The following is a 13,019-nucleotide window of genomic DNA, read 5'->3' as shown; positions in this document are numbered from 1 at the left end:
TTATCCCATTGGACATTCGGGCTATCTCAATCTTCTGGAAAAAGACCTTTTTAAACACCTTATTAAACCACCATCTATCAGTCTTTGATTCTTTCTTTTCGTAAGAAATAAACTTATCGGACACCCCCATAATGCGAATATCCAGTAGTTTTTCTATGTTAGGATATTTTGGCTTTTCCATACCTAAAAATAGCAAATAAATATCTGAATATCAAATACTTGTACTTATATTTGTGTGCGGAAAATCCGCTAGAAAATTCGCATTATGGGAAAATCGGGGAGTTCGCTTGCTGCGGGTTCCCCGATTTTATTTACCCGCCACAATGGGGGCGCTGGCCGCTTCGATCTGCTGTTTCTGTCGGTTGCTCTCCGAGCAGGAGCCGACGATTAAGAGCAGCATCGTAATGATCATACAGCTCCCCGAGAACCTAATGACAGTCAGATGGTATTGGTGTAGAATCATGTACAGCACGTAGGTAATGACCATGACCCCAACACCCACAAACGCAATCGCGTCGGCATGGGTCTGCATCTGGCAGTTGTGGAATAGCGAACCAAACACGCCACCGAATAGTATGGAGACCAAGAACAGCCCATAGCGCAAAGCGGACGGGGTTTTGTGGTCGAGGTCGTAGAGGATAACCAATATTCCAAAGACGACAGCCAGGCACGTAACCTGGGCAATGTGAATCCAACTCATCTCATTTCTTTTTTGTAAGGTTTGTAATTTTCCTGATGATGTTGAGTACTACTGCGGATGCTCCGTCTTTTTCGATTGTTTTTCCATCTTTGGCAAGTCCAGCCAGCCAGCTATTGGCCATGTATCCGGCCACGCCACCCATCGCCCCCATTACCTTCGTTGGCAACTCCAGTCCGACTAGTCCTAATAGCCACTCAAATATGTAGAGTAAACAAAATAGAACGAAAAATGGCGTGATTGCCAGCACTAAAGATTGGAAAATGGGTTCTTTTTCGGGCTTCCCGGCACGGAGATTCACGCCGATGAACAGCGCCAGGATAACAAACGTATCCCGGCCAATGAACTCGATAATATAATCCATGCCTTGGGTTCATCTTTTTTTGAGAGTGGGTACTATTGAACTGTTGTTGGATATATATGGGTATTAATCAGTAACTTAGGTGTATGAGAAAAGCAAGCAGGGTTTTATATGTGTCTGGTTTATGGCTCATGGCATCCGTTCTAGTCATTGCATTGGTCTGTTTAATTGCCTGCGCATTTCTGACTAAGCAGGAGCAATGGTTAATCCTTTCCCCGATACACAAATTCATTTCACTGCCGTTTTCAATACTTGCAGCGATTTTGTTAGTCGCATCAGATATTATTAAGAAACCCGCCCGAGTTGAACGCGTTCAGCGATTCCGCAGACTCAAACGTGACCGAGTTTAGAGTTCAATCCCCCGCTTAGCCTCATCCCGCAATTGAGGATTCCGGCCCGTGAAAAGGCCCTTCTTACTGGCAATCTCCCGCATCCGCCGTTCCTTCCTCGCGTAAGCCTTTAAGCTGTCCTGTGCCAAAGCAAGCCTCACTCCCGTATCGGCGTATTCAACCCTGTAAAGGGTATCGTGCACCATAATGGTATCGCACACGGTTAAGGCAATCGCTGTGGCCTCCACGCGTGCGGTATCACCTGCTTTCAGGTAGTTGTGACGCAATAGGTAGTCGCCGATTATACGTTGCTGCTCAGCTAGGGGCAGGGCCTGAACCCGCAGGGTTACGGTCGGAATTGTGGCCTTTTCCCCCGCACGGGCTAAGGCGGTGCTCTGGGTCGACAGGTAATTGATTTTCCGCTCTTCCGAGAGTTGCGTTTGAGCCTCTTTCAGCTTCTGGTTTAGAGTGGCTATCTCGTCGGTCTGAACCGCATCGTTTCGTTCCCAGAACTTTACACCTGGCACAAAGTGAATGAGCAGAAAGGCAATGACGCCCGCTAGTGCTAGTAGTCCCCACTTTAATCCTGTGCTCATGATGGCTGCTTAGTTTGATCGGTGGGCGTATCACCTACCTGTGGAGTTGAAGGCGTTACGATAGGCAGCTGAGCGATAACAGCAGTTGCAATCGTCACAATAAGCGTAGTGGTCGATTTGAGCCACAACAGCCATTCAGGAACAGCAACGTCGGCCTTGGTGAGTGCCAGTGACACGGCAGCCACAATACCCGCAATGGCCTGAATGATGGCGAAGAACTTGGGTGTCGCGCTGGTTAAGCGCTGATAGAACTGAGTGAAAAAGTTAGTTGACATAGTTGTTGTGTTTGCTTAGTTGCTTCATTTACGGTTGAGAGAAGAATAAGTTGATTGCGTTCATTGGTGTGTTTTGGTTAGTGAGCATTTCCCAATATATGTCCGGCTGTTAATTATTGGCCCACCATTCCCAGGTTGGCGCAGAACTGTATACTAGCTTAATTCGACCACCAGCTGGAACTCTAACTTGCCCAGGAGAGGGCACACTACCATACTGGGCGTTGTAGTACGTATCCGTTCCGCTTACGCTTGCCGTGACTCCTGTGCCTCCGGACAAATAAATTATTACGTCGAAAGGGAAGTCGTTGAAGATGAGGCTACCACTGCTAGGAACGGACGGTTGGTTAGCCAGGGTAATGCTACTTAGAAAGGCATCGACGGGCATCCCACTAGCCTGCGTATACTGCACGTTGGGGCCGCAGGGGCCGATTAGGGTATATGGCGTCGCTGTTCTCGCATTGTAGGAGTAATTCACATTTGCGTCAATGCGTGTGGTTCGGCATGCGTAACGTATTAGTCCATTTGCGGTTTCCGAGAAGCGGATATTTACATCGTTGCCAACGTAGGTGCCACCTATCACCGCAACTTCCGCACCCAGAACGGTAATTGTCTGACCTACCGAACTGCCCGAAGGCGCATTGTTCAACACGACCTGCGTAGGAGAAATATATTGCTTGATACGAAGGACAAGGCCAAAGAAAAACACCTTTCGGGTTTCCATGTGCTTCTCGAACAGAGCTGTAGAGACCGTAATCGTATTGCTAGATACGGCCGTCACGGTCGCCTGACCTGGTACGCCCTGAATGAGAAGGCCCGCGTTGTAGCCAGTACCCGTACTCCACCCTGTTGCCGTGCAATTGATAAGGCTTATAAAGTTCCCGCCCCTTGTGTTCAGCATCCGAAAGCCGTAACTTTCTGACTGCAATGCCCCCGGCGCACCTGCCCGGTTTTGATCCAGAGTGTAAGGGGCCACGCCCGTTTCAAACCCATCTCCCAGTTTTTTTACGGTCGTACCACCAGCTATACAGGTAGTATATGAGGCATAAAAGCATTGTTCCTGATTGAAGCCTATACTCTGAATATTATAAGCCTTACAATTGGTATAACTTATATTGGACGACAAATAGGAGGCATAGCCTTGCGCTCTGAAACCATCAACAAAGCAATTTCGATACGAAATATCTGTCGTGTAGGCATCACCCATGCCCGAAGCAGAAGCAATACCCGTGGCTGTAGTAGAGCAATTGTCTACATCAACATTCTGGCAGACAGAAAACAGGATTGCGAAGCTTTCAACAAAATCACCTGTGGTCATTGTCCCGGTTCCGGGAGTATTATTAGCTGCGACATTTCTTAGCTTAACGTTGACCACACGGGTAAAGACTAGCCCCTGAATCGCGTCAGCGGGTTGATTGGATGGATTGGCATCGAATGTAATATTCTCAATCCCCATGTTTTTGTCTAGGCCCGTAGTCCGGTTATAGCCGTCATTGATTAGGATTCGATTCTTGGTGCTAATCATCGATGTGAAAGTGCCGTTGGCTACTTTGATTGTTGTGCCAACGGAGGGCCCAACCAATCGTATATCATTTCTCATGACAATACATGTCACCATTGTCGAATAGGCTGCTGCATAGGTCACGTAAGTACCTGCCTGGAACCGAATTTCCTTAATGCCCAATGCATTAGCCGCGTCAATCGCCCCCTGAATTGCAGGTCGATTATCAATTGCAGTCACGCCCCCCCCCAAACATTTCAGGCGTTAGAAAACTACCCACTCGCCGAACGTAAACCCCTCCTCCATTAGCTGAAAACACTGTGCCATTATCCACCGTATAGCCGGAGAAGAACCAGGTAAATTCCCCTCCGCGCACGGGATCGCGGACGATTACACTCGTTACATTTCCACGCACCAAAGCGGTTAAGCTTGCAATGTCTGAGACATAGGTAGGCTTTTGGTCTACTAGTGCCAAGTCAGCTGCCCGCCTTACGTTGGCTTTTGTCGAGTCAAGTTTAGTAGCGGCATAAGTTTGATCAACAACTCTTCGTACATTCGCTTTTGCTGAATCAAGCTTCGCGCCAATCAGGCTTTGGTCAACTGATCTGGCGTTGTAGTACACGATTTTCTTTAGCAGTCCAGTAGAGTCTACATTGGTTGCGTTTGGGGCTATGCCGGACAGCTTTGCTTTATCTATATCAGGATACAGTCCATTGCCAGATTGCTTGTCCACCTTCCCATTCAGGGCAATTGGTAAACCTAAAACCATATCCTGTGTGACTAGCGAGCTACCCGCCAAGGCCGATATGCTGCCTAACTGCAAATAGCCTACGATCCGAACGGTTCCACCTGTAGATACTTCAATATATGTTTTCGCGCCAAGCGCCTTTGTTGTGCTGGAGGAAAACGTAACTACTAGTGAGTTGCCTGCTATTGAATAGCTAGGCTGTAGCCTTGCTGGTACAGCGACAAAGGGGCTTCCTTGGGGATAATATGCTTTTACTGAAGCCGTACCCGTCCAAGAAGGGTCCAGTGTAACCGTCTTGATGATTTCATCCCCAGCATTGCCTGTCCAAGCGAAAGGCTGGAACGTTTGACCGAGGGCAAAAAAAGGTAAAATGAGGGCAAAAATCAGTAACTTATTAGATAGTTTCATGGCTTTAGTTGGGGTTAGTTTTGCCGATATAGGTGGGTATAAACTTCTCGTTGCCCGTAAAGGAGCCGTAGGGATAGGGATTGGTGAGTTTCACAAATGCAATCATGCCTGACCAGTTAGTGACGCCATTCATCCGCACCGCGTAGGTTCGCTCGACGCCATCGCCTTGTACGGTAAATGTTTTGTTATTGAATTGCGCGATTTGAATCTCTGTCTCGCCGGGACGCTTCCATTGCAGGTTCATGGTCATTGATGACGCGCCGTAAAATCGACCTCGTACGTAAATCGTATCAATCGTATTGGCCATCCACGACCCTTCGGGTGAATAGAACCGACCCTGCCCACCATTGCCGCCGATGTTGATTTCGTATCGGTTATCTGAATTGAGCTTTCCCGATACGTTCTCCGACCACCAACCGTTTGTCTTACCAGGCGTGAACGAGAACGAAAACGGCATTTTAACGATCCCTGCGCTATTGTACCAGGTGCGAAAGCTGGTTAGGCTCCCGACGTAGTAACTGGCACTCGCCAAGAAATTGGTGCCGGGTAAATCGATGTTTTGCAGGTGAGGGCCTGCCGTAATGTACGCGCTCGCGTTACTATTTTCGTCGCCGGAGCGGGATTGAAACTGCTTACCAACGAAATTGCTGTTGTAGGGCGTGACGATAAATACGCCGTTGTTACTCTCATCGAGTGCTCCGATCCAGTTACCCGTACTCGTCCAGTTGCCCGTATCGTTTTGATTCGGACATCCAGCCGTTCCAGCCCCTTCACAGGGCGAGGAAAGATTAATTTGGGTCAAACCCGTCGTTCCGGTTTCGCCCGTTGGGTTGGTGCCCGTATAGACGAAATAGCGGTAATGCGGGGCAGTAATGTACATAAACGGCCCTTCCTGTAGCCGCCCCCTAAACTTCTGTTGTCCATCGGTTCGGAAGGTCTGAATAATAAACATGACCTTCACCTCGCGCCCTTTCAGCCAATAAAATACGTGTCGGTACGTACTGTCAACGACGCCCCGCAATTCCCACTGCATGGGTTGCGTTTTAAAGTAGGTTACTTGCCGGAGTCCGCCGTCCCAATTAATCGTCCTAGTTTCGTAGTGCAAAATCCGACTTGTATCCTGACTTATCGAGCCGCCCGCTACCCAGTTATAGCCGATACCCGAATCGCGTTGCTGCGCGTTCAGAATGGGCGAATACGCCGTGTAGGGATCACCACCCCCGTTCTGATTGTATCCAAACGGTGTACCGTAGCCAGCCCAATCCGACTGACGCCCGTTTTCCCGTCGCGTTTGTCCCTGATAGGTCGTGGTAATACTCGCATTGTTGTTAATCAGGTTCGGACCGCTACCATCTTTTAGAATGGTCAACGACCCCCCTAGCCCCTTATGCCACCCGATCGTAATCGTATCATTAGTAACCGTTTTGGCTGAGTTTCCGTACGCCCAACTACCAAACTGGTTCGTCGAGGGAACAAACGGAGCCATCGCCAGTAAATCAGATAAACTGCCCTCGGCAAACCCGCCCGCCAAAACCGCCGAGTTCGTGTAGGGTGAACTAATGGTCGTTTGCGTGGGGGGTGTTGTGGTTGTTCCTGATACCACGCTCGTACTACTTGCCCGCGCGACGGTGATGTAGTTCTGAAAAAACGGCGTCGTGTTGCTTGAATTACTACTACCTCGTACGCGGATGGTATTGGGTCCCGCATTGAGCGTAAGACCCGTAAATACCGCCGTCCGGTTTCCGCCCGATGCGTCCGTAGCCGTAAAACTTATTGGCGAGCCAGAGTTAACAACAACCTGCCCTGTTGTGTAGACGGGGGGGGTCAAACGTGGTCATGTAGTTGAGACTTAGCGAATACGCTCCGTCCGTAATGGGTGCTCCGGTTATCGAATAATCGGCCCAGTCAGCATTGGTGAGAAACTGGTTTGTGTGAAACCCACCATTGCTACCGGCAAAACTCGACTTGGTTGCGCTCACGTAGGCAATCGTTTGGGTAAAGGCTGGAATCGTGATCGTCGTTTGCGTCGGCGCGGTTGTCGTACAGGTCGGCGGGGTCGGGCCGGGCTTGGTTCCGGCGAGAATGACGCAACCCGAAGGGATGACGGTCAGGCTGAATGCGCCCGACGCGATGGCCTTCGCCCATCTAGTGCCGCCCTCGTCCGTGCCGGGGTAGCGTTTCCAATTGCGCAAGAGCGAAACCGTATAGGCCGTTCCCGGTACACCCGTTTTGGGTGTAATGACCACGGTTTTTGTGGTGATCGAGTCGGGTTGGGCGACAACTGACGACAGGGTCGAATACAGACAAAGGATAAATGCCAGTAGCTTTTTCATTAGGCTAAAGCGGGGGGAGTGGGGTGAGAAGTGATTTTAGCGTCGCGATAGTCGCCCGTCCAGGTGATTAGCTCGTCGAGAAGGCTATGGAACTGAATGCGCACGTCGGTAGCGTCGAAATCGGGGAAATCAACGGGTAATTGCCACTGTTCGGCGAACGGTTGTCGACCAACGAGTTTAAATTGATAGCCGGGTGACAGTGTGCCGGATTTGTTGACCCAAATCGTTACGGTCGTTGTCCGGTCTTCATCCTGACAGGGCCAAACGCCTTGTTTGATGACCAAAACCCGCCGACCGGAAGCCGTCGCAATAGCTCCGCGAATGATTGGCTTACGCGCAAAATGCTCGTCGTCGTCGGGTGTCGAGACAATGCCCTGTTTTTTGAGCCATAATTTTGGCTCGATCGGCTTATAGGTCGTATCGATCAACCAATCGAAGTTTGCCGCCCGGTGGAAGCCTTTCGCGTAGATTTCCGCGCTTGCCCGCGCCTTTTGGGCATTCGACCCGATTGCTGATTGAGGTTGCGACTCCATCCAACCCCGGATATAATCGGAATTGTAATACATGCTCATCGCATAATCCTCGACCCAATTGGGATATAAAGGCCGGGAATTCAACATACTAAACTCCTCGCCGGTTAGTCCGATTTCTTCGGGTGTCAGGCCGGACTGAACCTCCGTATCGAGTCGGAATTGGGAGGAAAAACGAATGTTTTCATACCCCGTACCGCGCACGTTCGACGCGGCTAAATGCACAGACCCGGCGCGTAGGAAATAATTTGCGTAATGACTCGCTTCGATGCCGTAGCGTTTTATCATCGCCAAAAAATTATCATCCTTGTAGATAACTGTATCCTGACCCGTCACCGTCGCGCTGCGCTTATCGGTTCGCCAAACCGGATTTCCCGACACGACCTTTAGAGTGCCGTCGCTGTTTTTCTCAAACAGACTTTGGCCGTCGCTGGTATGCTGCAGGTAGCGACCTACGCCAACAAACGCCTTACCCGCTAGTACCAGCGCCCCGCAATCGGTATTGCCCGCAATCGGCGCGGCTTGCGTAGCGCCCCGGTACGGCTCCTCGACCCAACCCAGACCCATATACTTAGGGTAGCCGGTCAGGTGCGTTGGTCCCGACTCGTTGTCGATGTCGTCAAAGAAGTACGGCGCGCGTTGTGACAAATTACCCCAATCGGTCATACCCGATTTGAGGGTCACGCCTTCCAGCGCGGCCCAATTGATAATCGCTTTCGTTAACCAGCCAACTTGTCTATACCATTCCAAAGTGGGGTTGTCGGTTCGGCCGATATACACCTCATGGTTAACTGAGAAGTATTCCACGCCCGCGCCTTTCTGGTCAGTTTGCTTAAAAGATTGCCACCAGTATTTTCCATATAACTGGCAACTAGCCTCGTCGTCGATAAATAGGTGATTGCCCTCAAAGGCAGGGAGCGGACCCGCCCAGGCCAATAGCTTTGCTTTTTGGGCGCTGGTCGCACTGGAATCGTTTGCCGCCTGGTAAGCGGCCTGATAATTCGCGGATTCAATCGCGCGCTTGATATTGGTTGGATATGTATCAAGCGGAAATTTCATACTTTCCGAGCCGTGCGTCCAGCCATGCCCAACAAAGCCGTTATCCGCGTCGGTCGTGTAGAGTCCACCGGGGAAAATCAGGATTTTGGAGCTATGGGGCGTAAACGGCGGAATTCGCTTGAAGATAACCGCGTTTTGTGCCGATTGTGGAACGAAACTATACCAGTTGCCGGTAAGACGCGGTTTGCTCTGCGTAACCGCGTTGAGAATAGGAGCGGGTGTTAGCAGGATTGGTGTACCCTTGTAATCCGTTGCGGCCGCGCGCGTAAACGTATAACTATTATCGAAGCCGTCGCCGGTTGTTACCGCGTACGGATCGCCTGAATTATCCCAAATGACCTCGATTTGGTCGTTGTTAGCGCAATCGCGCACAATGACCGTGTAGCTGGTTGGAATGGTGGGCGCGGTTTTACTACACTGCGCGAGTAGGCTTTTAGCCTGCGCCACGGTCAAGCCCGTAAACAGGGCGACAATGCCGTCACAGTCGATTAGTTCCGTGCCAGGTGGAACGTAGTACATCGTACCCGATTCGACAACTGTATCGTTGTGGTATGCCTGATAGCGGAATTTAGTAAAGATGTTAAGCGTCGCCATAATTAGGGATAGATTGCGTTAAGGGTGACGGCGGAGCCTAGCGTAACGGTATGCTCGAAAATGACGACGGTGCCGTCCACGTAGTAGAATTCGTGCTTAATGATCGCGCCGACATTTTGGCCTTGTATATAACTCTTTCGGGTATAGCCGCCCGCGTCCACAATCGACGGCGTGATTTGCGTGGCGGTATCGACAAGCGTACCATTTACGTACGTTTTGGCCGCGACATCAACGGTAGATTTGAGATAATAGGTAAGGTCTCTCAGCGAGGAATTGCCCGCATTGACGACTACCTCATATTTTACCCCGAGTAAGCCCGACGCGAGTAGTGTAAGCGTTTCCTCGGCGTAGGACGTACCATCACCCGGCAAGGTGAAACGGAGTGTGACGACCCGGTCGATTGGCGTCGTGCCAATGGGATTGCCCACTTTGGCGGTTGCCGATGCGCCGGGCGTCACGACTGCTCCTGCGGGCCAACTACCTTGTTTGGAGTAAGTGCCCGCTCCGATGTAGGGAGCTTCCGAACTATCGGAATAATTGGCCTTCATGCGGGCGTTCCCTTCGGCTCCTCCGGCCACAGTCGCACTAGCGAGCAATACGTACTGAACGATGTAGGGCGCGGGCGTGCCGCACGTAATGGCGTTCTCGGCGCCGGTGTCGCTTGAGGCTTCGACGCTACTAGTCCCGCCAAAAAATCGATAAGTATGCGGTTTGCCGTCGTTGTCGTCGGGACTTTTGTCAACAATCCAGCTAAAGTTTTCGCGGGAAGTAGTGACTAGTCCCTGATTTTGCAGATACAGCCGTACGTCGTTCCCCCTGGGCCGGTCGGCCGTTACGTTCTTATAAAAAATACCGTCGCGCTCGACGCGCACAACAACAGGTACGAGCGGGTAATTCGTATTGGCAAACCAGCCGCCCGCCTGACCGGGATTTCCATTGGTTCCACAATTATTAAAGTCGAATCGACCGATATACGCGTCGGGCAACGCTCCCGCGTCGGGTACGAACTGATAGTGTTCGAAGTTATCGAAGACGATGCTAGTAATGTCCTGCGCATTTGAAGCTACCTTATACAGGACGCCATCGTCTCCTACAATTACGTAGGCCCCGTCAGGTTTTTCATCCAGATTAACGGCGAGTCCACCATTAAGGTAGGGCATCGTATCTGCCACGGGGCCGTTCTGCAATATCTGCTGCAGCGTGAGGGCGCTTGCGGAATTGTTGTTGTTGGTGGTATCTGTGCTTTTTGTTATGCTAGTCGCATCACCCCCATACAATATATTCAAGCTCTGATCCTCGTTGACCTTAAATGCATACAGTAACGCGTCGGGCTGCTCGATGGGATGCTTCGCCCAGAGTCGGTATTCCGCGCCGGTGACAAAGTAATTACCATCCTTGTCCCGGGGGAAAATGGGATTGGCTGTGAAATCACCGGGTACAAAGGCTGTGTCCGACTCCTGTGCGTACAGCCAGCCGTCTCCCAGATCGAAGGTTACCCCAGACGTTAGCTGACTCATAGTAGGTGGTTAAGGTCTATGGCTTTGCGAAAGCCGGGTAAGAATGTGCCAAGCGGAAACCCGTTATTGCCGAGTACCGTCAGTGTCGGCACCCGTTGGCCTGCGGGCAGGGTTAATTGTAGGTGGCCTGGCACAATGGGCGACAGTTGGGGTTTTGGCAGTTTAATGCCCGCCAGGATTGCGTTCTTCAGGAATTGCTGGTGGGGGGTGAGGGGCTGGTTAAATACTGGCTCAATCGGGTTGCCATCATCCCCCTCATTCATAGGAATCACGCCATCGGGCGTTTGCCACTGGTTGAGCTTATCCAGACTAGACAGGTCGGCAGTGGGCATGATGCGAGGGCCACGGGCTTTCTGTTCCGCTTCGCGCAGTTTCCAACTCCACCGGGTCAGTGTATACGTTGCCGACAAGCCTTCCACGTTAACTGCTGTGTGTGGTCCATACGGAAAACGTCCGACCAGTGGTCCATCCCAAAGGGAGGTGCCAAACATGGATTGATACGCGACCAGTTCAGCCAGCCAGGTAAGTAGTGTTTCGCCTTTGTCTTTAGGAGCTGGCGTGGTTGCCGTTATATCCGCATCAGGCCGATACCATCGGGTGGTTGTTACCGGCGTATCGGAAATGCCTCTGGTGAATAGCGTACCCAATCGGCTGTAGGGCGTAGCGCCATCGGGCACATCACCTAGTACAACCGATTGCGCTGTTCCATCCGGAACTTTACCGGGTTTGGCAATCGTGCGCTGCGTTCCGTCCAGGTTTAGTCCTTCTGTCGCCACTTCCATCCGCATGTTGGCGTACTCAATCCAGGGCGTTGGTGGGCCGGTAAAAACAGAGCCGTTGCGTACCAATGCCCGGCCTGCACCTAGCCCAATCCGAATTTCTACGACCCGATCTAACCCATCCATTGGGATGTTGATCTCACAAGGTCCGGGTGTGCTATACTCGACGTTATCCAGCGTGTAGGCGTGGCGAATATTGATCGCTTGCGATTGTTCGTTGGTGGGATTGCGAACCCACGAACCACCTTCCTGTAAGGCGTAAAGAGCCGTTGCATCCCCCGACTCACAAACGGCAATGACGCCAATCTGAGCGCCTGCCGTGCCTGAGTTCCAGAATGTGCCCTTTAAGGTTCGCTTTAACGACTTGGTGTATTCGGCGCTCTTTGCCTGGTCGCTTGGCGTTCGGTAATCGATTCGCGTCGTCACAACGGGCATGGTAGCCAGATACGGCCCCGCAAATCCGTCGATGTGAAGTCGGAACAGATCTGTATCGGCTCCGGTGCCAACCCGGTAGGCGGTGGACTGCGTGAGCCCTAGTGCTCGCGTCCAGTTAATTGGGAGATTGGTTTCGTCAACCGTCAGGAAGTTGCCGTTCGGTAATTTCGAGCGGTAATTACCAAAGGATTGCTCGACGCGAATCGCGTTTTTAAGCTCCTGTAAGACCGTTTCGGGGCCTTCGTTGATTACCCGAAGTTCGCCCAGATGGTCGGTGAATACGTTTAAATCAATCGATTCATGCGACGATGGTGGGGCGGAAAGGCTGGAATTTGTGTAACGCCGAATATGAATACTGGTATCAGTCCCACTAGGCCACACGTCCCAACTTCCAGATGCCTCGGGCGTTCGAATAATCCACCAAATCCCCTCTAGTTGCGTAATGCGAAGACCCGGAAACGCGTGGAGTATTTTACCCAGTGCTTCATAGCAGTTCATGGCCGTGCCATCACTGTTAAGAAAGAACTCGGCATTGATCAGCGTTTGATAGAGGCTGTCTCGCGCGGGATTGGCCAGACCGTCAATGGTTTGACCAGCGGCCATGTCCGACGTTTCGTAGAGGTTCATGCCCGTTACGATCTGCGAGGAAATGCCCGTTTGAAACAGGATTAAGCGCAGTAAATGCGATACCGAGTAGTTGCCCTGTAACCGCTTACCGTCTGTTTCCAGCAAGGGGCGCGTTTTGAGCGTGGCCAGCCCGCACATGGCCGATATATCGACCGGGTAGGGCTTCGGTCCGTAGGGTTCCCGCAAATCAGATGGCACCACCCAGCCCTTGCGTAAGGTCTGGTAGTTGGTGC

11 protein-coding genes are annotated in these 13,019 nt (G+C 51.5%); all 11 read right to left on the bottom strand.

All coding sequences use genetic code 11. The annotated features are described in order from the left end of the window. Positions 1–307: 307 nt before the first annotated feature. The 11 genes from H3H32_RS10925 to H3H32_RS10875 all read right to left on the bottom strand — a co-directional run bounded on the left by H3H32_RS10925 (position 308) and on the right by H3H32_RS10875 (position 12,987). The gene (locus H3H32_RS10925) at positions 308–700 is read right to left on the bottom strand and encodes a hypothetical protein (RefSeq protein ID WP_182462702.1); all 393 of its coding nucleotides are present in this window, start codon (positions 698–700) and stop codon (positions 308–310) included. Position 701: 1 nt separating this feature from the next. Beyond that, complete coding sequence (locus tag H3H32_RS10920; RefSeq protein WP_182462701.1) at positions 702–1,061, bottom strand: hypothetical protein; 360 nt, start codon at positions 1,059–1,061, stop codon at positions 702–704. Between the two features lie 343 nt (positions 1,062–1,404). After that, positions 1,405–1,983, bottom strand: coding sequence for a hypothetical protein (locus tag H3H32_RS10915; protein ID WP_182462700.1), 579 nt, complete (start codon positions 1,981–1,983; stop codon positions 1,405–1,407). Beyond that, a complete protein-coding gene (locus H3H32_RS10910) occupies positions 1,980–2,258 on the bottom strand; it encodes a hypothetical protein (protein WP_182462699.1) in 279 nt (92 codons plus the stop codon). The genes H3H32_RS10915 and H3H32_RS10910 overlap by 4 nt, the downstream gene beginning before the upstream one ends. 109 nt (positions 2,259–2,367) lie before the next feature. Continuing rightward, the gene (locus H3H32_RS10905) at positions 2,368–3,996 is read right to left on the bottom strand and encodes a hypothetical protein (RefSeq protein ID WP_182462698.1); all 1,629 of its coding nucleotides are present in this window, start codon (positions 3,994–3,996) and stop codon (positions 2,368–2,370) included. Next, on the bottom strand, positions 3,983–4,912 hold the full coding sequence (locus H3H32_RS10900; protein ID WP_182462697.1) for a hypothetical protein: 930 nt from the start codon (positions 4,910–4,912) through the stop codon (positions 3,983–3,985). The genes H3H32_RS10905 and H3H32_RS10900 overlap by 14 nt, the downstream gene beginning before the upstream one ends. Positions 4,913–4,916: 4 nt before the next feature. Further along, on the bottom strand, positions 4,917–6,740 hold the full coding sequence (locus H3H32_RS10895) for a hypothetical protein (protein ID WP_182462696.1): 1,824 nt from the start codon (positions 6,738–6,740) through the stop codon (positions 4,917–4,919). Next, positions 6,700–7,245 (bottom strand): hypothetical protein, encoded by a 546-nt coding sequence (locus tag H3H32_RS10890; RefSeq protein ID WP_182462695.1) that lies wholly within the window; start codon positions 7,243–7,245, stop codon positions 6,700–6,702. Before H3H32_RS10890 ends, H3H32_RS10895 begins: the two co-directional genes overlap by 41 nt. After that, positions 7,245–9,428 carry a hypothetical protein gene (locus H3H32_RS10885; RefSeq protein ID WP_182462694.1) on the bottom strand — a complete coding sequence of 728 codons (2,184 nt, stop codon included), beginning with the start codon at positions 9,426–9,428 and terminating at the stop codon, positions 7,245–7,247. The genes H3H32_RS10890 and H3H32_RS10885 overlap by 1 nt, the downstream gene beginning before the upstream one ends. Positions 9,429–9,430: 2 nt before the next feature. Continuing rightward, the gene (locus tag H3H32_RS10880) at positions 9,431–10,945 is read right to left on the bottom strand and encodes a hypothetical protein (RefSeq protein WP_182462693.1); all 1,515 of its coding nucleotides are present in this window, start codon (positions 10,943–10,945) and stop codon (positions 9,431–9,433) included. Next, a complete protein-coding gene (locus H3H32_RS10875; RefSeq protein ID WP_182462692.1) occupies positions 10,942–12,987 on the bottom strand; it encodes a hypothetical protein in 2,046 nt (681 codons plus the stop codon). Before H3H32_RS10875 ends, H3H32_RS10880 begins: the two co-directional genes overlap by 4 nt. Positions 12,988–13,019 lie beyond the last annotated feature (32 nt).

It is taken from the genome of Spirosoma foliorum (assembly GCF_014117325.1).
GTDB classification, from domain to species: Bacteria; Bacteroidota; Bacteroidia; order Cytophagales; family Spirosomataceae; genus Spirosoma; species Spirosoma foliorum.
The sequence above is the reverse complement of the archived record's forward strand: the minus strand, read 5'-3'. Positions and strand labels throughout refer to the sequence as shown.

Excerpts from the sequence above, each read along its gene's own strand:
- H3H32_RS10910 (WP_182462699.1), bottom strand. The coding sequence starts at position 2,258 with ATGTCAACTAACTTTTTCACTCAGTTCTATCAGCGCTTAACCAGCGCG.
- H3H32_RS10900 (WP_182462697.1), bottom strand. The coding sequence starts at position 4,912 with ATGAAACTATCTAATAAGTTACTGATTTTTGCCCTCATTTTACCTTTT.
- H3H32_RS10880 (WP_182462693.1), bottom strand. The coding sequence starts at position 10,945 with ATGAGTCAGCTAACGTCTGGGGTAACCTTCGATCTGGGAGACGGCTGG.
- H3H32_RS10890 (WP_182462695.1), bottom strand. The coding sequence starts at position 7,245 with ATGAAAAAGCTACTGGCATTTATCCTTTGTCTGTATTCGACCCTGTCG.
- H3H32_RS10925 (WP_182462702.1), bottom strand. The coding sequence starts at position 700 with ATGAGTTGGATTCACATTGCCCAGGTTACGTGCCTGGCTGTCGTCTTT.
- H3H32_RS10885 (WP_182462694.1), bottom strand. The coding sequence starts at position 9,428 with ATGGCGACGCTTAACATCTTTACTAAATTCCGCTATCAGGCATACCAC.
- H3H32_RS10920 (WP_182462701.1), bottom strand. The coding sequence starts at position 1,061 with ATGGATTATATTATCGAGTTCATTGGCCGGGATACGTTTGTTATCCTG.
- H3H32_RS10915 (WP_182462700.1), bottom strand. The coding sequence starts at position 1,983 with ATGAGCACAGGATTAAAGTGGGGACTACTAGCACTAGCGGGCGTCATT.